This window comes from uncultured Cardiobacterium sp., assembly GCF_938028825.1.
Lineage (GTDB): Bacteria > Pseudomonadota > Gammaproteobacteria > Cardiobacteriales > Cardiobacteriaceae > Cardiobacterium.
The window spans coordinates 90936-109288 of sequence record NZ_CALIZP010000022.1; the positions used below are offsets into that span (position 1 = coordinate 90936).

The following is an 18353-nucleotide window of genomic DNA, read 5'->3' on the forward strand; positions in this document are numbered from 1 at the left end:
ATTAACGACTGCTAGCGATAGGGAAATCAAGTGGTCTGCGCCAATTTGTCAAGTGTTTTTTCTTCCTTTCGCAGTGCCTCATATAAAGCGGTTTTACCGACTTTGATTGCGGCGGCGGCTTCCCTGACTTTCAACCCCTTCGCCATCAGCTGCTTCGCCTTTTCCAGTTTTGCCAGCGTCATGACCGGCTGTCTGCCACCCTTGCGTCCTCTTGCCTTGGCTGCAGCCAATCCGGCGATGGTGCGTTCCCGGATTCTGCTGCGTTCATAGTCGGCCAATATCGCAAAAATGTGGAAAATCAGCTTACCTTCAGAAGTGCGGGTGTCGAAGTTGGCGTCTGTGAGCGAATGGAAGGCTATGCCTCGTTGGCGTAAATCTTCGATGATCTGAATCAGATGCGCGGTGGAGCGACCGAGTCGGTCTATCTTCCATACCACGAGGGTGTCGCCTTCTCGCAGGAAGGCGAGTGCGTCATCCAGCCCCGGCCGTTTGTCTTTTGCACCACTCACCACATCGGAAAAAATGCGGTAACACCCCGCCTTCTTCAGGGCATCTTCTTGCAGATGTAAATTCTGATCAGCAGTTGAGACTCGTGCATACCCGATCATCGTGCTCACAACCATCCTCCTTTTGTCCGTCAACTGTCCGTTATTCTAATGTGTCCGACAAACGTCGTAAAGGCGCATTTACCGGACACATTTGCCTTGTCCGGCAAACGGTCGTTTGGCGGACAGCGCTTCGGGTTACCGAAGGTTGCACCTTCTTGGCGACTCTCCGCATTGCAAAGGATCAAGCACTGACAGATCTTTCTCGTTGCAACCTTGGCAAATTTCATACGTGCCGACGACTGTACTGCTTGAGATACATGAGAAGTTTCTTGCACTGTGAGGGGAATTTTCCGATACCGCACTTGAAACAGTAGCATCCTTCACTTGAGATATCGGTAGGAAGATTGGGTAGCGTCGCCGTGCGTTTCTATCTCTGCCACAAGCTCAAGGGCCTATTGACTGGTACAGCTGGTGTTTGAGTAACTGGGGAAGCCGTCCAAACTTGAATATTTCCCTCTGGACCACGCGGAGTGTAATTACATCTTCAAGACGGTGTGGGTCTAACGGTTCACCTTCATAGAAACCTTGTCCAGCCATTATCCAGGGGCAAAGCCCGTGCTTGATTTTGCCGAAGAATTTCTGGGCGAGACACCGGGCAGTACACGATACGTAACAGCGGCCGAGTGGGATCAGAAATGTTTGCAGAAGGGCTTCTGATTACCAATTTTCGCTATGAGGCGGTGATGGTGATTACCGCTGGGACGATGCACAACAGACCTACGTCTTCGTCGATGACGAAGAAGAGGAAGATCCTGATGACATGACAGACGCGTGAGTGCTGTCATGCAGACAATGGGGTAATCAGTGTCAGGGGATGTATCGGGCTTTCCCGGAAACCGTATTGCATGTAGAAAGCCTTCGCTTCGTCATTAATGGCATGCACTACCATGGCACGAATCCCGATGTGTTCGGCCGCCTGCTGTGCCCGCAGAAACGCATCACGTAACAGCCCGCGTCCAAGCCCTTGCCGGGTAGCTGTCAAATTGACAGCCAAACGACCCAGGACGACAGCCGGAATCGGATTAGGCATATTGCGCTTGAGATTTCCGGGCGTGTCTTTATGCAGAATCTCCGCAGCCGCCAGTGCGTAATATCCCTGGATGTGCTGCATTTCATCCACGCAGACAAAAACCCTGCTGGCACCGCAAGTTTGGTTTCTCAGGGCATAGTGCTGCAACCAGAGATTCATTTTTTCGTTACCACAATCAAAATTCTCGTGGTGATGCTGTTCCTGCAATGGTTGGGGGGCAAACAATATCATTGTATCCCCCTTGATTTTTTTCTGTCTCTCAGGGCAGGTTCAACTCTTATTCCAAGGTAGCCCCTTCGGTTCCAATAATTTATTTCTTTTATTCTCATCCGGAGTCTCTTCCAAAATGGTTAATACGGCTTGGTAGTCAACAGATGACAGCTCATAATGGACGGCATCAAAATCCGGAAGAAGCTCATCTGCCTTGCGCAGGGCTTCTTCCAGGATGAATTGCGTCCGGTTTTTCCCACTCATGCGAGCAGCCTGGTCAATACGCTGTAATGCATTAACATCAATACGCATTGTTATATTGCTGGACATCTATCAGACCTCATTAAAACAAAAGACTACAAAAGACTACATAAAGAAAGGCGCACCAAAAGTATTCTCTTCGATTCCTTCCAGGTTAAACGTTCTTCGGGATGAACTTAACTTGGGAAGATTGTAATCCAATCTTCTTGTATGTGCAATGCACATACAAACAGACGTGTCCTATAATGCCGAACGACCTAAGCTATCATGCCTGCATGAAATCCTACCTCCCCCTCATCACCCGCAACCTCAGCGGTTCCATCCTCGCTGAATGCCGGCGCTACGGCGGCATCATCGGCAATCTCCACGCCGTAGTGTTCGGACAGCGGTTTGAGGCCACCGTTGAAACCCTGGCCGACAAAGCGGAATTTCCACACCCCGTTGCGGCGGTAGCACTCGCCAAGGATCGGCGCGGTTTCGCGGCGGCCACTACCGTCGACCGGACATTGCAGTTGGGTTTGTCCGTCGGCCTTGACCGAGAGCGTCAAGCTGCCGAGCTGCGCCAACGGCAGCGCCGCCGAGAAGGCAATAGCGATGCGCTCGATCACCGCCGGTTGTGCCGCCAGGTTGACGGCCAGCGTCGATTCGCGCTCGTGGCCGCTGTAGGACACACTGTCGTCATCGCACTGCGTCTGGCCGTAGAAGATCATGTCACTGTCGCCACGTACCTTGCCGTTACCGGCAAGGCGGTAGGCGGCCACATCAATGTCCGCCCCGCTGCGTACGCGGATGACGATGTTGTGGCTGTTGAGGGCGGCGTTGCCTCCGGGGATGAGGGTTTGGCTTATATCAACTCCCGGTTGGGTGTCAGTCAGGTCAGGATCGTTGCATCAACTGTTGCAGGATTTCAGCCCGGGAGGCCCGGGCTGCCAATAAACGCTGCACCAGGCGGCGATGCTTGAGTCCTAACTGCCCCAACGTGAACCGCGCTTTGGACACCGCGCGTTCTTCGCTGTCGCCACGCGCCAGGAGGTGCTGCCGATCTGCATCATCATGCAGGTGCAAAGCCACTGGTCGCCGACGGGCAGTAAGCCCACCCGGAATTCCGTCCAAAACCGTTGGATTTCTTCCGCACTCAACGACTGGAGGAAATCCCGCTGCCGCAGATGAGCTCGTCATAGCGGCATCTATGCCGCGCAAACGGTCATCCTTGAGCATGGCGGACAGCGCTTTCTCGAAGTGCAGCGCTTCGAGCGTGTCCGGGCGCTCGGTCGCTTGGGTCTCTTCAGTCTGACCATGCTGGATACCGAATTTGTCAGCCGCGCCTCCGCCGGTCGGCCAATCATCACCTGTCGGCTCGCTAGCGACCAATACATTGCCCCGGAGGCTGCCGATGCTGCTGCCCGGCTGTGGGTTTTCGGCGAACTGATCGACAACAGCGACATGCATACAAGTCAAACAGCCTTACAAGCCTCACTCATAACCCTTGCAAATTCACAAGGCAAAGCATTTCCTATAATTTTGCATACCTGATCTATCGAATCGGAAGCAAATTGAAAAGAATCAGGAAATGTTTGCAATCTAGCCGCTTCTCTGACAGAAATAGTTCTTAATTCAACGGGGTGTCCAAATCTTCCTTTACTCAAAACAGTACAACCACCTGTAATAGTAGGAGACACCGTATCAAAGTCCATTCTACCATACACATTAGAAAACCCTTTATTTCCTTTGTGACATTTTGGTCTTAATTCATCGGGAATATCAAATTGGGAACCTCCAGGCTTCAGATACTTTAAGCGCTCTAAGTTTATATCAGCCAAATCTCTAATAACATTCCAATTGAATCGTTGAGGCCCTCCACACTCATGTGTGTGTTTGAGTGAAATAGGTGGTGCTAAATTTTCTAAAGCACTCTTAACGGTATTCCATGGTTTTTTGCCATTTATTCCCAAACGAGAATGTGTCGCTTGAGGTATCTTAATTTCGAATCCTCGCCCCGCAAGTAACACAAAACGTTTCCTATCTTGAGGTACACCATAGTCAGCGACTTGTAAAACATCAAAATTCACAACATACCCAAGTTTTTTAATGTCAAAAATAAATTTTTCCAAATATGGCTTGCCTTTATGCATTAATCCCGGAACATTTTCTATCATAATTGCTTTAGGGCAAATATCTGCAATAAGCCTACTTACTTCAGAAATCAAACTATTACGCTCATCTGTTCGTTTATATTTATGTGTTAATGCAGAAAAACCTTGGCAAGGAGGACACCCTACTAAAAGATCTAATTCTCCCTTTGAGAGATTACTTCTTTTTAATAACTCTGTAGCGGATATATGTCTAATATCACTTTCAAAAACATAAGTATTTTTATGATTTGCTCGAAATGTTTCCGCAGCATGTGCATTATTTTCTATGGCAGAACATATTTTGAAACCTGCCTGTTTTAAGCCTTCAGATAATCCGCCTCCACCTGCAAATAAATCAATTGCACTAAGCATTTTTAGAATCCTTTTTTGATTTTCTTTCTATTCTTTCGAATAATTCCTTTAATTCTGGTTTCGAGTCAGACATTCTTTTCAGTAACTCTAAAGACTCAGGTCCCCCAAATTCTATTGCTTTTTGAATTCTTACATCATCATAAAATTCAGATACCCCATATAGCATAGATGAGAGTAGCTCTATATAATCTTTTCGAGACCGAATACAAATATCCTGCCAAGAAAGGATATTAATTTGCTTGTCTGTATTCTTCATTTGCCATTCTTTTGCATTTTTTCCAATTAAATAACAACAAACATCTGCATCTGGGTAATAATCTTGGAACCACCCTTTATAAGTAATTAGTTGGTTGTAATGCGTTCTTTCTAACTCAACAAGAGGGCTTTTTAATTCTATAATAATAATAGTTTTATTATTTGTATCCGAAAATATTGTAAAATCAGGTCGTGTGTCAGAATCAGGGTGGTACTCTTTGAGATGTTCTTTGGTTAAACCATGCGCCTGTAGTTCATCATCTAGTGCTGCCTTTCTGACAATAGTTTTCATTTGTTGATTAGCAAATACCTTACCTTTGTCAGATCCAAGAATCCAAGGGAACTGTTCAAGAAGATTTTGTAACTGTGGCTCAGTTCCTGTTTTAGCTAATTCTTCTAATTTTGTTAGAGCAAAAATCCGTTTGGCAACAATAACAGATAGCGACATTGATTCAGGAACTAAATATTTGTTTATTTCATCTATAATTCTTAAAAATTCATTCTCATCATCTGTGTTTTTTACTCTTTCCCATAATGACTTGATTATTACTTGACTTGGTGCATGAATCCAAGCAGATGTCAGTTTGTGAATGACCTCTTCTTGCAGTTGTGTATCATTCTGAATTTTAGGACTCATACTGCATACTATCTCAGATATAGCTTCTTGTTCACTCTGTGTTACTTTCAATTCTTGAGGCAAATTGTGAATCTGAAGTTTTATCCGCTCTTTTTTATTATTTTTTTGGAATTTTTGATAATCACTTATCCATCTGGCAGCAAGTTTTTGACCCCATGTATATACTTCTTGCGTGTCATTATGATTCCAATTAATTGTAGTTCTATCTGTAGAGACGTTGCCCGCAACGTTCCATCCTGCGCCGCGTTTTGGTGCCGTTTGGCGGTTTGTGTCCGGCCTTGCGCAAGAAAGCCCGCGCGGGGCGGGTTTTGTTGGTTGTTGATAGCGGCGGCGGGTTATTCGGTAATCGCGCCACGTGTGCCGTGCAGGCCGATGCCTTTGTATTCATTCACGGCGTATCCGGTGATTTCTTCGGCGTGGTTGCCGAAAAATATCACGCCATAGTCAAAGCGGTCGCCGGCAGCGGCGGATGCCTTGCCGACAATCCCGTTGGTGGTGCCGCCATTCGATTGTCTGTTTTGGGTAAATTCGCCCTCGGCTAGGGTGATACTGCCGTATTTGTTGAGACCGTCAATGCGCCCTTGTCCGGTTTTTGCAGCAAAATTGACGTTATAGGTGAGGCTGCCGCGTTCGTTATGGTCGAAAGCGGTGCCGGTGTATGTTGCCTTGCCCGCTGCAGGAATGCCAACGGATGGGGTATCTACGCCGTAGGATGAAACGTTTACGAATTCGTTACCGTCGTTATAAGTAAGCAGGATACCGCTGCGGAAGCCCTGATAGCTGCGCACCTTGACCGTCGCGCTGCCTGAATCTTCGGTATAGGTGCCGTTGTAGGTAGCGAAGCCGGGCGGCAGGCTGCGGAAGTCAATTACCCCTATTGGATTGCTGCGGCTGCCGGTCTGGCTGTAGATGGTGTGACCATTGACGCTGATGCTGTAAGGAGTAAACGGGGTATTGCCAACCTGATAGATCCTTTCTCTCTTCTGCTTGTCGGCATTAAAGGCAGCGGTTTCGGCAGCGTCGGGCGGTACGGGCGCAGGGACAAGGACGTTAGTGTCGGCTTGTGTAGGGACGAGAGCGTTGGCGGCGGCTTCGTCCGAGCTGCCGCCGCAGGCGGTGAGCAGGGCGGCGCTGATGAGGGCGGCCAGGTTGAGTGCGGTTTTTTGCATGGTGTTTACCTCGCGGGTGTGTGGATTCCGGCAAACATTTTATTTTTTTCTTTTTTTTTGCAATCAAGGGTTTGTGCAAGCGGGCAAAACCACGTGGTTGTCGGCCTGGCGCGCCTGCCCGCAGGCAGTGGTGTTTTTTTGTTGCCGCCTGTTTTTGTCTGCGGGAAAGGGGCGGGGCGGTTTTTTCGCCGCCGCCCGCGCAAAAAATTTGCATAATAAACAAGCCGCCGCGCGCGGCAGCATCCATCCCTACCACAGGAGCTCCCATGCAATTAACCAACGCCCTCATCCGTCTCGGTGCCACGCCGAAAGACAAAACGGACGCCATCCGCCAGGTCGCGGCGCTGCTTGCCGCGAACGGCAAAGTCGAGCCCGCCTATGTGGAGGGCATGCTCGCGCGCGAGGCGCAGGAAAACACTTATCTCGGCAACGGCGTCGCCATCCCGCACGGCACACCGCAAAGCCGCGATCTCATCAAGGAAACCGCCATCGCCGTGCTGCAAGTGCCGGGCGGCGTCGATTGGGAAGACGGCGAACCCGCCTATCTCGTCGTCGGCATCGCCGCCGGCGACAACGAACACCTCGGCGTACTGAAACGCCTCAGCACCGTCGTCGGCGACGAAGACGTCGCGGCGCGGCTCGCCAAAACCACCGATCCCGACGACATCCGCGCAACGCTGTCTGCCGTCGCATCAGACGCCGCCCCCGCCGCTGCCGCGCCCGCGAGCGGCACATTCATCATCGGCGTTACTTCCTGCCCGACCGGCGTCGCCCACACTTATATGGCGCAGGAAGCGCTGGAAGCAGGCGCGCGCGCCCTCGGCCACGCCGTCAAAATCGAAACGCAGGGCAGCGTCGGCGCGGCAAACGTGCTCACGGCGGAGGATATTGCCCGCGCCGATGTCGTCATCATCGCCGCCGATACCAATGTCAATCCCGCCCGCTTCGCCGGCAAACGCCTCTACCGCACCAGCACCAAAGCCGCCATCGCCGACGCCGCCAAAGTCATCAACACCGCGCTCCGTGAGGCCCCCGTTTTCGCCGCCGAATCCACTGCCGCCAGCGTAGGCGAAGCGAAGCCCGAACGCAGCGGTGTGTACAAACACCTGATGACCGGCGTCTCCTATATGCTGCCCTTCGTCGTTGCGGGCGGTCTGCTCATCGCCCTCGGCTTCGCCTTCGCCTCCTTCCAGTTCGGCGAAAAAGGCATCTTCATCTACGAAGACGCTTACAAAGGCACCTTCGCCGCCAACCTCTTCTGGGCGGGCAAGGCGGCGTTCGAGCTCTTCATCCCCGTGCTCGGCGGCTACATCGCCTATTCCATCGCCGGGCGCCCCGGCATTGCACCGGGTATGGTCGGTGCGCTGATTGCCAACCAGATTGGCGCCGGCTTCTTGGGCGCGATACTGGCGGGCTTCATGGCCGGCTACCTCATCGCCTTCCTTGCGAAAATCATCAAACTGCCGCGCGAACTGGAAAGCCTGAAACCGATGATCATCCTGCCGCTCCTCGGCACCGCCGTGGTCGCCCTGCTGATGTATTACGTCATCGGCAAACCCGTTGGCAGCCTGATGGAAGCGCTCACCGCCTGGCTGAAAACCCAGCAGGATGCCAAAGGCTTCGCCGCCTTCCTCCTCGGTGGCCTGCTCGGCGGCATGATGGCGCTCGACATGGGCGGCCCGGTGAACAAAGCCGCCTACACCGTCTCCACCGCCCTCATCGGCAGCAACATCTTCTTCCCGATGGCGGCGACGATGGCAGCGGGCATGACCCCGCCGCTCGCCATCTGCTGCGCGACGCTACTTTGCAAAAACCGCTTCACCGTCGAAGAACGCGAAGCCGGCAAAGCCGCCGGCATCCTTGGCCTGTCCTTCATCACCGAAGGCGCGATCCCCTTTGCCGCGAAAGACCCGCTGCGCGTCATCCCCGCGCTGGTCATCGGCTCGGCGGTCACGGGCGCGCTCAGTGTCGCCTTCGGCTGCGGCCTGCACGCCCCGCACGGCGGCGTGTTCGTCCTTTTCATCCCGAACGCGGTTGATCACGTCCTGCCCTACGCCGTCGCCATCCTCGCCGGCACCGCCATCAGCACCATCTGCCTCGGCCTCTTCAAAAAACGCCTTACCGCCTAAATCACCAACCGCAGGGCGGCCCATCGCCCTGCCCTACCCCGCCTGGAAACTCCATGAAAAACACCTGCCTGCTTCTCACCGCCTTCGCCTGCCTCCTCACCGCCTGCGACCAACCCACGACACCCAAAGCGGACAACACGCCCGCCACCAAAGCGGAGAATACCGCTGCCGCAAGCGACAAACCTGCCACTAAAGCGGAGAATACCGCTGCCGCAAGCGACACACCTGCCGCCAAAGTGGAAAACGCCGCTACCGCAAGCGACAAACCCGCCGCCAAAGCAGAAAATGCCGCTGCCACAAGCGATAAACCCGCCTCCAAAGCAGAAAACGCCGCTGCCGGCGACAACAAAACCGACACTGCGCCCGCTGCCCCGCCCACCTTCAAAACTGCCGCCGAAGCCCTGCCGTACCTCGAAAGCCTCCTGCCCTACGACATCGCCGACAGCAGCTTCCGCAGCGTCCGCCTCAGCGACAACACCTTCACCTTCACCGCCGTCATCAAGGGCGTGGAAGACGCCGCCGCCTTCAAGGCGGGACACGACATGGCGGCGCTGCAAACCGCCTACCACAAAGGCAGCCTGCCCTACCTCTGCGCACAAGAACCGCTCGCGACCCTGTGGGCGAAGAAAAAAATCCGCAGCATCCGGCTTGATTACCAGGACGAACACGGCAACCCCATCATGCAATACGACATCGACGCCGCCGACTGCGCCGGTGCCGAAGCGCCGCAAACGCCGATTACCCCGAAAACCGCCACACCGCCGGAAGCGGGCTGATTGCCCCCGCTTTATCCGCCGTGCAGCCGCTGCAACGCTTTCTGCGCGCCTTCGTGCCCCTGCGCGGCGGCACGGTGCCACAGGGTGTGGATGTCGTCGAGGTGTGCGGCGGCGTCATCGGCAAAGATATAGCTGAGCCCCAGCAGATATTGCCCGTGGGCATCGCCCTGTGCCGCCGCCTGCTGCAACCATGCGCGCGCCCGGACAAATGCCTGCTGCCGCATGAACAGGGTGCCGAGCGCGCATTGCGCTTCGGCATTGCCCTGCAACGCCGCCCGTTCCCACCAGTGCCGCGCGGCGGCGCTGTCTTCCGCGCCACCCAGCCCCGCCTGACACAGCGCGCCGAGTTCGTATTGCGCCGCCGCCAGCCCCTGCGCCGCCGCCTGTTCCAGCCATGCCCGCGCCCGGGCGGCATCCTGCGCCACGCCGTACCCGTCGCGGTAGAGGATGCCCAGACCGCGCTGCGCGTCGGCGCTGCCCAGGGCGGCGGCTTCTTCCCAATAACGGCGGGCCTGTTCGTAGTCACGCCCGACGCCGTCGCCGTTGCAATACAGCTCGCCCAGCGCGTACAGGGCAACGGCATCACGCCCCAGCGCCAGCGCGACCTCCCACCATTCGCGGGCAATCACATGGCTTTGCGCCACGCCGATGCCGCGCTGGAACATGACGGCAAGATAGCGGACGGCCTCGCCGTTGCCCTCGCGCGCCAGCCCTTCCAGCTTGCGCCGGGCACCGTCCGCGTCCCCTTCCTGCAAGAGGCAGATGGCGCGCCGCACCGCTGCGGCAGGATGGGTGCCGAGCATCTGCTGCGCCGCCGCCGCGTATGTACCGCCCTGCGCCGCCGCCTGGGCGAAGCGCGTGCGCGCCTCTTCCGGCCGCCCCTGCGCGGCATGCAGCGCGGCGAGCGCCGTTTGCGCCGCCGCCATGCCCTGTGCCGCCGCCTGCTGCCAGTAAGCGGCGGCTTTGTCCGTGTCCTGCACCACGCCGTGCGCGCAGAGATAAAAAGCACCGAGGATGAATTGCGCCCCGGCCTCGCCCGCTGCGGCCAGCGGCGCGAGCAGGGCGTGGGCGGGCGCGTAGTCCTGCCGTGCGCAGGCGGTGGCGGCGTGTTGCAGCTGTTGGCGCAGTGCGCCGTCGTGGGCGGCGATGAGTTGCCCGAAGGCTTGCCGGATGGGATCCATGATGACTCCTTGCTGTCGGTATGGTTGAAGGGTTTCGTGCATGACAAAATTTGCTGCCCGCCGGGCGGCGCATGACGAGGCTTCGTCAGGCGGCGCGATTGCCGGGCGGTTTTTGGGTCGCGTACGAGAGGGTCAACTATATAGTTGAATAGATAAAAAAGCGTAACAAGGCGCGTCGCCGCAGACAGTACAAGTAGTACGGCAAGGCAACGCAACGCCGTTACGATTTTTTAGATGTTTAACTATTAAAAATCCTCCCGCCTGGGGAGGATCTTTTATGCCAATTCCGGGAAACAACACGATGTTTGCAAGCCGGTTCCGGCGGGCTGAAGCCACCCTTTGGCCCCGGTATTACAAGGGCGCGACGCCGCCGCTGATGCCCCAGCTTTGCGTGCGGCCTTTTTCTTCGGTGTAGTTGTAGTCGCTGACGCGGCCTGTCGCGAGCGAGATTTCCACTTCCAGCATTTGCGATTCCCGGCGGGCGGTTACGGCGTTGTCGCCGAGGAGGCCGCCTGCGGCCGCGCCGACCGAGGTGGCAATCGCCTGGCCGCTGCCGCCGCCGATCTGGTGCCCCAGCACGCCGCCGAGGATGGCGCCGCCGATGCCCGCCGCACCTTTCTTGATGCTGTCGTCATTGCGGTAGGCATAAACCAGCTTCTTGATGCCCGCCTTCTGGTTGATTTGCACGGATACGGGCTCGCCGAACATGGCGCGGATTTGCGCTTCGGTCGTCACGTTGCGCTGGATGGCGTTGACGTTGGCGTAATTCATGCGGTCGCCGTGGCTGATGCCGCAGCCGCCGAGGGCAAGGGCGAGGACGGCGGCGAGGAAGGTTTGTTTGCTGTTCATGGCTGTTCTCTGTGGTTGGGGGGTCGTGTTTATCCTACGCTGTTTTGCCCGGGCGCGGCATACGGCTTATTCACCCGCGCCCACGCCGATTTCCACGCGGCGGTCGGGTTGCAGGCAGGGGATCAGTTCTGCGCGCGGCAGGTCGTCGCGGCAGGCACTGAGCGGGTGCGCGCTGCCGAGGCCGGCGGTGCGGATGCGGCCGGCGGCAATGCCGCCGCGCACGAGGTAATCGCGCACGGCTTCGGCGCGTCCGTTTTTGCTGACGGTGGAGAGGCCGATGGCGACGGCGCTCTGGCCGCCGCAGGGTCCGTTGGCATCACTGCTAGGCGATAATGGCCGCGCCGGATAGATGCTGGCGGAAAAGGATCAATCCGGCGGCGGTAGCGCTGCAACACGCTGTGCCATTTGCCAGATTCTTGGGGCAAATCCCGCCACGGGCTGCCGGTGCGGGCATCATCCACAGCACGGTTTTGATAAACATGCGGTTATCGGCGGTTGGCCCGCGAGCACCGACTTTCCCTGTGCACAGGGGCTCCATTTTTGCCCATTGGCATCGGTCAGTATCAATCTTTCTTCCATAACCATTTGATATGGATTGGATATTACTCGTCAGCAGGCCTTGGTTTTGCCGCTTTTTACACTTGCAACCAGAACGTGACCGGGCCGTCGTTGATCAGCGCCACCTGCATGTGCGCGCCGAAGATGCCGCTTTGTACGCGCGGGTATGCCCGCTGCACATCGGCGCAGAAGCGGGCAAACATGGTCTCTGCCGCCTCAGGCGGCATTGCCGGGTCGAAGCCGGGGCGGTTGCCTTTCGTGGTGTTGGCGGCGAGGGTGAATTGCGAGACGAGCAGCACTTCGCCCGCCGCCTCCATCACGTTCAGGTTCATTTTGCCGTCGGCGTCGGGGAAGACGCGGTAGTTGAGCAGTTTTTGTTGCAGGCGGGCGGCGTGGGCGGCGGTGTCGGCTTTCTCAATGCCGATGAGAGCCAGCAGGCCGGGGCCGATGGCGGCAACGCCCGCGCCGTCCACCGTTACGGATGCCTCGCGCACGCGCTGTATCAGGGCGATCATTCATTCTCTCCGGATGTTCATCAGAATTTCCTTTTTAGTCGAAATCCTGTCATTTATGGCAGAAGGTTTAAAGGGGAGAGGCAAGACCTCTTCCATTTCAGGGCAACATATAGGGCAACGCTTTATTATGTTGTTCTGTGTGTTGAAACATGACGGGAATATAATGCGGCAAATTCCCACGGAGCCAAAACCATGTCCTTTGCCGGTCGCCACATCCTCTCGATTGATCAGTTCACCCGCCCCGACCTCGAAATGCTGCTCGCCGTCGCGCAGACGCTTGAGCCCGTCGCCCGCCGCGAGTACCGCTGCAATGTGCTCGAAGGTGCCGTAATGGCGAATCTGTTTTTTGAAGCGAGCACCCGCACCCGCATCAGCTTCCACACCGCGTTTTCCCGCCTGGGCGGCCGCGTCTGCGATACCACCGGTTTCACTTTTTCCTCCATTTCCAAGGGCGAGTCGCTGCACGACACTGCCCGCGTCATCAGCGGCTATGCCGACGCCATCGTCATGCGCCATCCGGAAACGGGCTCGGTCGCGCAATTCGCCAAAGGGCTGCGGGTGCCGGTCATCAATGCCGGCGACGGCACCGGCGAGCACCCCAGCCAGGCGCTCTTGGACTACTACACCATCAACCGCGAGTTTGCCCGCCTCGGCAAAAGCATTGACGGCATGACCATCACCCTCGTCGGCGACCTGAAACACGGCCGCACCATCCAGTCGCTCTGCCGCCTGCTGCGCCTCTTCCGCAACATCACTTTCCACTTCGTCGCGCCGCAAGCCTTCGCCGCGCCGCAGGCGCTGCTCGACAGCCTGAAAGCGGCCGGACACCATGTGCGCGAGTTTGAAAGCATCGCCAGCGGCCTGCCCGGCGCGGACGTGGTTTATGCCACCCGCATCCAGCGCGAGCGCATCGAAGGCGGCGAAGACATGGAAGGCTACGGTGAGGATTTCCGCATCAACCGCGCCGCCATCACGCAATACGCGGCGAAAGACATCGTCATCATGCACCCGCTGCCGCGCGACAGCCGCCCGGGCGCGTTCGATCTCGCCCCCGACCTCGATACGCTGCCGAATCTCGCCATCTTCCGTCAGGCGGATAACGGGGTGCCGGTGCGCATGGCGATGTTTGCGCTGGTGCTGGATGTGCACAAGGACATCGACCGCCATTTCCACAAATGGCAGGGCTACCGCCCGCGCCGGTACAGCGACGGCGATGCCGATTTTTATCAATTCGACTGAGGTGTGCCGATGAAGATGATCACCGCCATCATCAAGCCGTTCAAACTCGACGACGTGCGCGAGGCGCTGTCCGACATCGGTGTGCAGGGCATCACCGTCACCGAGGTCAAGGGCTTCGGGCGGCAGAAGGGACACACCGAACTCTATCGCGGCGCGGAATACGTCATCGACTTCCTGCCGAAGCTGAAACTGGAAATCGCGGTTGGCGACGACCTCGCCGAACAGGTGGTGGAGACCATTCGCGACACCGCGAACTCCGGCAAAATCGGCGACGGTAAAATTTTTGTCACCACGCTGGAACGGGTGGTACGCATCCGCACCGGCGAACTGGACGACGAGGCGCTGTAATAAATATCCTGCCGCAGGGCGGTCGCCCGCCGAAACCATACGGATGGCGGGAGCCCGCCCTGCGCACATTGCTTTATAGCCGTTTCAAACAGGGAGGAGACAAGGCGGCGAACCGAAGACAGTACGGCGGGGCGAGCCAACACCGTATCGTTTCTGTTTGAAACGACTGTATTTCTTGGGGCATAACCGCCTTCGCCCGAAAAAAACCGCGCTCCGACGCGGTTTTTTATGGGCGGTTTTTGCCCGCACCGGGCGGGACAACTGCGTCTTCAAGCTGCCGCAGGCAGTCAGTTTTCCGTGCCGTCCCCTTCGTTCAGATAGCTATCCGTATTCAGCGAGTGGCCGTCCCATTCGTGATCGGGGTCGGGGATGTACACCAGGCCGCCGGTTTCGCTCTGGCTGATGAGCCAGCCGCCCGGCACGGGGGTGCGGTAGAGTTCGGGGGTGTGCTTGTTGTTGCGGCTTTTCAGCTTTTGCCAGTGGAGCACGGGCGCGCTGTTGCCGAAGATGAGTTCTTTGATCGCGTTGATGGCCATGGGGGTTCCTTATGTAGGCTGCGGGTGTTTTTTCAGGTGGATGAGGAGGATGGACAGCGCCGCCGGGGTAACGCCGGGGATGCGCGCCGCCTGGTCGAGGTTTTCCGGCTGGATTTTGTCCAGTTTTTCCGCGACTTCTGCCGAGAGGCCGTGGATGGCGCGGTAGTCGCAGGGGCGCGGCAGTTTGTGGGCGCGGTTGTTCTTGAGTTTTTCGACTTCGTGTTGCTGGCGTTCGATGTAGCCCGCGTATTTGGCGGCGATGTCGATTTGTTCGATGACGGCGTCATCCAGCGGCGGCGCGTCGAAACCGGGCAGGGCGGCGAGCTGGGCGTAGCTGTATTCGGGGCGTTTCAGCAGTTCGGCGGCGCTGGTTTTCTGGCTGATGCCCGCGAGGTGTTCCGGACTGATGTGGGTGTGGCGCAGGCGATCTTGTTCGCGGGCAACGGCTTCTTCTTTGCGGCGATAGTGGTGGTAGCGGTGCTCGTCCACGCAGCCGAGGCGGTAGCCGGTGGGGGTGAGGCGGGCATCGGCGTTGTCTTCGCGCAGGAGCAGGCGGTGTTCGGCGCGGCTGGTGAACATGCGGTAGGGTTCGCGCGTGCCCTGGGTGATGAGGTCGTCGATAAGGACGCCGAGGTAGGCTTCTTCGCGTTCGGGGTACCAGGGGGCGCGGTTTTGCACGCGCAGGGCGGCGTTGATGCCGGCGAGCAGGCCTTGTGCGCCCGCTTCTTCGTAGCCGGTGGTGCCGTTGATTTGTCCGGCGAGGTAGAGGTTTTCGATGTGGCGGCTTTCGAGGGTGTGGTCAAGGTCTTGCGGGTCGAAGAAGTCGTATTCGATAGCGTAGCCGGGGCGGGTGATGCGCGCGTGTTCGAGGCCGGCGATGCTGTTGATGTAGGCAATTTGCGCCTCAAATGGCAGGCTGGTGGAGACGCCGTTCGGGTAGAGTTCGCCGGTGGTCAGGCTTTCGGGTTCGATGAAGATTTGGTGGCTGGTTTTATCGGCGAAGCGCATAATTTTGTCTTCGATGGACGGGCAGTAGCGCGGGCCGTAGGCGTCTTTGATGACACCGGCGTACATCGGCGCCTGGTCGATGTAGGCGCGGATGATGTCGTGGGTGCGTTCGTTGGTGCGGGTGATGTGGCAGTTGACCTGGCGCGGGTGTTCGCTGGCACTGCCGAGGTAGGAAAAGACGGGCACGGGGGTATCGCCGGGCTGGACTTCCATGCGGCTGTAATCGACGGTGCGCGCATCAAGGCGCGGCGGAGTGCCGGTTTTCATGCGCGCGAGGTGAAACGGCAGGTCATGCAGGCGGGCAGCGAGTTCGTTCGCGGGCGGGTCGCCGGCACGGCCACCGGGGAAGTGGTTCAGACCGATATGGATTTTGCCGCCGAGGAAGGTGCCGGTGGTGAGGATGGTGGTTTCGGCGCGGTAGTCAATTTGTTGTTGGGTGCGCACGCCGCATATGCGCCCGTTCTCGATGATGAGGTCGGTAACAGCCGCCTGGAAGATGTCGAGGTTGGGCTGGTTCTCAACCATTTCGCGCACGGCGCTTTTGTAGAGGTTGCGGTCGGTCTGGGCGCGGGTGGCGCGCACGGCGGGACCTTTGCGGCGGTTGAGGATGCGCCACTGGATACCGGCTCGGTCGGCGGCGCGTGCCATGATGCCGCCCAATGCGTCGATTTCTTTGACGAGATGGCCTTTGCCGATGCCGCCAATGGCGGGGTTGCAGCTCATTTGCCCGATGGTTTCGATGTTGTGGGTGAGGAGCAGGGTGCGGACGCCCATGCGGGCGGCGGCGCAGGCGGCTTCGACGCCGGCGTGTCCGCCGCCGATGACGAGGACTTGGTAGGTGTAGGGGGATTGCATGTGTTCAGGGTCGGGCGGGTAGTTGCCAGGCGGCGGGGAGTTTTTGCGGCGCGGTGATGGCGAGGATTTTCAGCGGGCTGCGTTCGCCGCTTTGCACGTTCACCGCGCGTTTGGCGACGCCGAACTGGCCGGCCAGCCAGCGGCAGAGGTGGGCGTTGGCTTTGCCATCTTCGGGGGCGGTGGTGATGGCGATTTTGTGGCGGCCGTCGTGAATGCCCTGGTATTGGTCGCGGCTGGCGCGGGCGGTGATTTTCACGGCGAGGATGAGGGTGTCTGCCTGCCAGTGTGCGGCGTCGCTCATGTCAGCCGCTGATGCCGCCGAGCAGCAGGCGGTTGATGCCGCTTTGCGCGAGGTAGAGGATGAAGAGCGCCGCCATCGGGGTGAAGTCGAGCATGCCGACGGGCGGGATGATGCGGCGCAAGGGTGCCAGCAGCCAGTCGGCGCAGGCGAGGGCGATTTGCATCACCGGCTGGCGCGGGTCGGTTTGCAGCCAGGAGCCGATGACGATGATGAGGATGGCGTAGAAGATGGTGTTCAGCCAGGTGGTGATGATGAGCACGAGGCAGAGAGCGATGAAGACGCCGAAGGAGGCGTGGATGGCGGCGGTGAAGATGAGGGAGATGGCCAGGGCGATGATGCCGGCAACGGCGAGCGCGCCGAGGTCGTAGCGCGAGGGCGGCAGGAGTCTGCGGAAGGGCAGTACCAGCGGGTCGGTGTAGCGGTTCAACTGCTGCGCCAGCGGGTTGAAGCCGAGGCGGTAGAGGTTGGCATGGAAGCGGATGAGGAAGAGGGCGATGATGAGCTTGCTGATGAAGAGGATGATTTGCGGCATGGGTGTTACCAGTCTTTGGTGAGTTCGTCGGCAATGGCGCGGCTGCGGGCGGCGACGGCGCTCATGGCGTCGTCCACGATGGCGTCGAGGTTGGCGCGGTCGAAGACGGCCAGCGCCGCTTCGGTGGTGCCGCCCGGTACGGCGATTTTTTGGCAGTAGTCGGCAAATTCGGGCGGGGTGCGGTCATTATCAAGCGCAAGGGTGCCCGCGCCGACGGCGGTCCAGGTGATGATGTCGTAGAGTTCGTCGCGCTCGAAGCCGTAGCGTTCGCCCGCGTCCAGCATCGCCTGCATGAGGCGGAAGAAATAGGCGATGCCGCTGCCGGAGAGCGCGGTGATGCCGTCAATCTGGGTTTCGTCGTCCAGCCAGGCGGTTTCGCCGATAGCGGTGAAGATGGTATTGATGAGGTCTTCTTCTTCCGGGGCGAGGTCGTCATCGCTGTATATACCGGTGAGCGAGGCCTGGCGCGAGGCGGCGACGTTCGGCATGGCGCGGATGATGACGGCATCCTCGCCGAGGATGCGGCGGTAGTGCTCGATGCGGATGCCGGCGGCGAGGGTGATGAGGATTTTGTCGTCGAGGTTGCAGGCAGCGAGTTCGTCCAGCACGTCTTTCATCTGCGCCGGTTTGACGCCGAGGATGATGTAGTCGCTGTCGGCGACGAGGCAGCGGTTGTCGGTGTGGGCGTTGATGCCGTGCGCCTGTTTGAGGTAAGCGGCGCTGGCGGCGCTTTTGCAGGTGGCGTGGATGTGTTTGGGGCTGAAGCCGTTGGCACCGTCGGCAAGCATACCGCTGATGATGGCGGCACCGAGGTGGCCGGCACCGAGGAATCCGATGGTTGTGGCCATGTGT

21 protein-coding genes are annotated in these 18353 nt (G+C 58.1%); 4 read left to right on the plus strand and 17 right to left on the minus strand.

The annotated features are described in order from the left end of the window. Nucleotides 1–26: 26 nt before the first annotated feature. The 8 genes from Q0562_RS03395 to Q0562_RS03430 form a co-directional block, all read right to left on the minus strand. Nucleotides 27–623: a recombinase family protein gene (locus Q0562_RS03395; RefSeq protein WP_298641169.1), complete on the minus strand. Its 597-nt coding sequence runs from the start codon at nt 621–623 to the stop codon at nt 27–29. A 766-nt stretch (nt 624–1389) separates the two neighbouring features. Further along, complete coding sequence (locus tag Q0562_RS03400) at nt 1390–1869, minus strand: GNAT family N-acetyltransferase (RefSeq protein ID WP_366144686.1); 480 nt, start codon at nt 1867–1869, stop codon at nt 1390–1392. Between the two features lie 39 nt (nt 1870–1908). Then, the gene (locus Q0562_RS03405) at nt 1909–2178 is read right to left on the minus strand and encodes a DUF1778 domain-containing protein (protein ID WP_298641173.1); all 270 of its coding nucleotides are present in this window, start codon (nt 2176–2178) and stop codon (nt 1909–1911) included. 188 nt (nt 2179–2366) lie between these two features. Then, a complete protein-coding gene (locus tag Q0562_RS03410; RefSeq protein ID WP_366144691.1) occupies nt 2367–2984 on the minus strand; it encodes a TerD family protein in 618 nt (205 codons plus the stop codon). 1 nt (nt 2985) lies between these two features. Then, entirely contained in the window at nt 2986–3558 is a 573-nt protein-coding gene (locus Q0562_RS03415; RefSeq protein ID WP_298641175.1) for a hypothetical protein, read from the minus strand. 5 nt (nt 3559–3563) lie between these two features. Next, nucleotides 3564–4613, minus strand: coding sequence for a DNA cytosine methyltransferase (locus Q0562_RS03420; protein ID WP_298641178.1), 1050 nt, complete (start codon nt 4611–4613; stop codon nt 3564–3566). Next, complete coding sequence (locus Q0562_RS03425; protein ID WP_298641180.1) at nt 4606–5568, minus strand: hypothetical protein; 963 nt, start codon at nt 5566–5568, stop codon at nt 4606–4608. Before Q0562_RS03425 ends, Q0562_RS03420 begins: the two co-directional genes overlap by 8 nt. A 272-nt stretch (nt 5569–5840) precedes the next feature. Further along, nucleotides 5841–6674 (minus strand): factor H binding protein domain-containing protein, encoded by an 834-nt coding sequence (locus Q0562_RS03430; RefSeq protein WP_298641183.1) that lies wholly within the window; start codon nt 6672–6674, stop codon nt 5841–5843. A gap of 266 nt (nt 6675–6940) precedes the next feature. Here Q0562_RS03430 and Q0562_RS03435 point away from each other — a divergent pair, with 266 nt between their 5' ends. Continuing rightward, nucleotides 6941–8803 (plus strand): fructose-specific PTS transporter subunit EIIC, encoded by a 1863-nt coding sequence (locus Q0562_RS03435; RefSeq protein WP_298641187.1) that lies wholly within the window; start codon nt 6941–6943, stop codon nt 8801–8803. Between the two features lie 53 nt (nt 8804–8856). Then, nucleotides 8857–9579, plus strand: a complete 723-nt coding sequence (locus Q0562_RS03440) for a hypothetical protein (protein WP_298641189.1) — start codon at nt 8857–8859, stop codon at nt 9577–9579. A gap of 11 nt (nt 9580–9590) precedes the next feature. Here Q0562_RS03440 and Q0562_RS03445 read toward each other — a convergent pair whose 3' ends face one another. From Q0562_RS03445 to dtd, 4 genes are all read right to left on the minus strand, one after another. After that, nucleotides 9591–10760, minus strand: a complete 1170-nt coding sequence (locus Q0562_RS03445) for a tetratricopeptide repeat protein (protein ID WP_298641192.1) — start codon at nt 10758–10760, stop codon at nt 9591–9593. Between the two features lie 351 nt (nt 10761–11111). Then, nucleotides 11112–11609, minus strand: a complete 498-nt coding sequence (locus tag Q0562_RS03450) for a glycine zipper 2TM domain-containing protein (RefSeq protein ID WP_298641195.1) — start codon at nt 11607–11609, stop codon at nt 11112–11114. 66 nt (nt 11610–11675) lie between these two features. Next, the gene (locus Q0562_RS03455) at nt 11676–11846 is read right to left on the minus strand and encodes a hypothetical protein (RefSeq protein ID WP_298641198.1); all 171 of its coding nucleotides are present in this window, start codon (nt 11844–11846) and stop codon (nt 11676–11678) included. Nucleotides 11847–12244: 398 nt separating this feature from the next. Then, the gene (gene dtd, locus Q0562_RS03460) at nt 12245–12682 is read right to left on the minus strand and encodes a D-aminoacyl-tRNA deacylase (protein ID WP_298641200.1); all 438 of its coding nucleotides are present in this window, start codon (nt 12680–12682) and stop codon (nt 12245–12247) included. Between the two features lie 192 nt (nt 12683–12874). Here dtd and pyrB point away from each other — a divergent pair, with 192 nt between their 5' ends. After that, on the plus strand, nt 12875–13921 hold the full coding sequence (gene pyrB / locus Q0562_RS03465; protein ID WP_298641203.1) for an aspartate carbamoyltransferase: 1047 nt from the start codon (nt 12875–12877) through the stop codon (nt 13919–13921). 9 nt (nt 13922–13930) lie between these two features. Next, nucleotides 13931–14269, plus strand: coding sequence for a P-II family nitrogen regulator (locus Q0562_RS03470; protein WP_298641205.1), 339 nt, complete (start codon nt 13931–13933; stop codon nt 14267–14269). Between the two features lie 287 nt (nt 14270–14556). Here Q0562_RS03470 and Q0562_RS03475 read toward each other — a convergent pair whose 3' ends face one another. Genes Q0562_RS03475 through proC form a run of 5 tightly spaced genes read right to left on the minus strand, consistent with a single transcriptional unit; the run spans nt 14557 to nt 18349 of the window. Next, nucleotides 14557–14805, minus strand: a complete 249-nt coding sequence (locus Q0562_RS03475; RefSeq protein ID WP_298641208.1) for a hypothetical protein — start codon at nt 14803–14805, stop codon at nt 14557–14559. Between the two features lie 9 nt (nt 14806–14814). Further along, nucleotides 14815–16668, minus strand: a complete 1854-nt coding sequence (mnmG, locus tag Q0562_RS03480; RefSeq protein WP_298641212.1) for a tRNA uridine-5-carboxymethylaminomethyl(34) synthesis enzyme MnmG — start codon at nt 16666–16668, stop codon at nt 14815–14817. Between the two features lie 4 nt (nt 16669–16672). Continuing rightward, entirely contained in the window at nt 16673–16969 is a 297-nt protein-coding gene (locus Q0562_RS03485; protein WP_298641215.1) for a DUF167 family protein, read from the minus strand. A 1-nt stretch (nt 16970) separates the two neighbouring features. Next, nucleotides 16971–17501 carry a YggT family protein gene (locus Q0562_RS03490; protein ID WP_298641218.1) on the minus strand — a complete coding sequence of 177 codons (531 nt, stop codon included), beginning with the start codon at nt 17499–17501 and terminating at the stop codon, nt 16971–16973. 5 nt (nt 17502–17506) lie between these two features. After that, nucleotides 17507–18349, minus strand: coding sequence for a pyrroline-5-carboxylate reductase (gene proC / locus Q0562_RS03495; RefSeq protein ID WP_298641221.1), 843 nt, complete (start codon nt 18347–18349; stop codon nt 17507–17509). Nucleotides 18350–18353: the final 4 nt, after the last annotated feature.

What these genes read in the sequence shown, in the direction of transcription:
- Q0562_RS03435 (WP_298641187.1), top strand. Translation starts at nt 6,941, where the DNA reads ATGCAATTAACCAACGCCCTCATCCGTCTCGGTGCCACGCCGAAAGAC.
- Q0562_RS03440 (WP_298641189.1), top strand. Translation starts at nt 8,857, where the DNA reads ATGAAAAACACCTGCCTGCTTCTCACCGCCTTCGCCTGCCTCCTCACC.
- Q0562_RS03405 (WP_298641173.1), bottom strand. Translation starts at nt 2,178, where the DNA reads ATGTCCAGCAATATAACAATGCGTATTGATGTTAATGCATTACAGCGT.
- Q0562_RS03395 (WP_298641169.1), bottom strand. Translation starts at nt 623, where the DNA reads ATGGTTGTGAGCACGATGATCGGGTATGCACGAGTCTCAACTGCTGAT.
- dtd (WP_298641200.1), bottom strand. Translation starts at nt 12,682, where the DNA reads ATGATCGCCCTGATACAGCGCGTGCGCGAGGCATCCGTAACGGTGGAC.
- Q0562_RS03420 (WP_298641178.1), bottom strand. Translation starts at nt 4,613, where the DNA reads ATGCTTAGTGCAATTGATTTATTTGCAGGTGGAGGCGGATTATCTGAA.
- mnmG (WP_298641212.1), bottom strand. Translation starts at nt 16,668, where the DNA reads ATGCAATCCCCCTACACCTACCAAGTCCTCGTCATCGGCGGCGGACAC.
- Q0562_RS03470 (WP_298641205.1), top strand. Translation starts at nt 13,931, where the DNA reads ATGAAGATGATCACCGCCATCATCAAGCCGTTCAAACTCGACGACGTG.
- pyrB (WP_298641203.1), top strand. Translation starts at nt 12,875, where the DNA reads ATGTCCTTTGCCGGTCGCCACATCCTCTCGATTGATCAGTTCACCCGC.
- Q0562_RS03400 (WP_366144686.1), bottom strand. Translation starts at nt 1,869, where the DNA reads ATGATATTGTTTGCCCCCCAACCATTGCAGGAACAGCATCACCACGAG.
- Q0562_RS03415 (WP_298641175.1), bottom strand. Translation starts at nt 3,558, where the DNA reads ATGCATGTCGCTGTTGTCGATCAGTTCGCCGAAAACCCACAGCCGGGC.
- Q0562_RS03490 (WP_298641218.1), bottom strand. Translation starts at nt 17,501, where the DNA reads ATGCCGCAAATCATCCTCTTCATCAGCAAGCTCATCATCGCCCTCTTC.
- Q0562_RS03430 (WP_298641183.1), bottom strand. Translation starts at nt 6,674, where the DNA reads ATGCAAAAAACCGCACTCAACCTGGCCGCCCTCATCAGCGCCGCCCTG.
- Q0562_RS03475 (WP_298641208.1), bottom strand. Translation starts at nt 14,805, where the DNA reads ATGGCCATCAACGCGATCAAAGAACTCATCTTCGGCAACAGCGCGCCC.
- Q0562_RS03450 (WP_298641195.1), bottom strand. Translation starts at nt 11,609, where the DNA reads ATGAACAGCAAACAAACCTTCCTCGCCGCCGTCCTCGCCCTTGCCCTC.
- Q0562_RS03485 (WP_298641215.1), bottom strand. Translation starts at nt 16,969, where the DNA reads ATGAGCGACGCCGCACACTGGCAGGCAGACACCCTCATCCTCGCCGTG.
- Q0562_RS03445 (WP_298641192.1), bottom strand. Translation starts at nt 10,760, where the DNA reads ATGGATCCCATCCGGCAAGCCTTCGGGCAACTCATCGCCGCCCACGAC.
- proC (WP_298641221.1), bottom strand. Translation starts at nt 18,349, where the DNA reads ATGGCCACAACCATCGGATTCCTCGGTGCCGGCCACCTCGGTGCCGCC.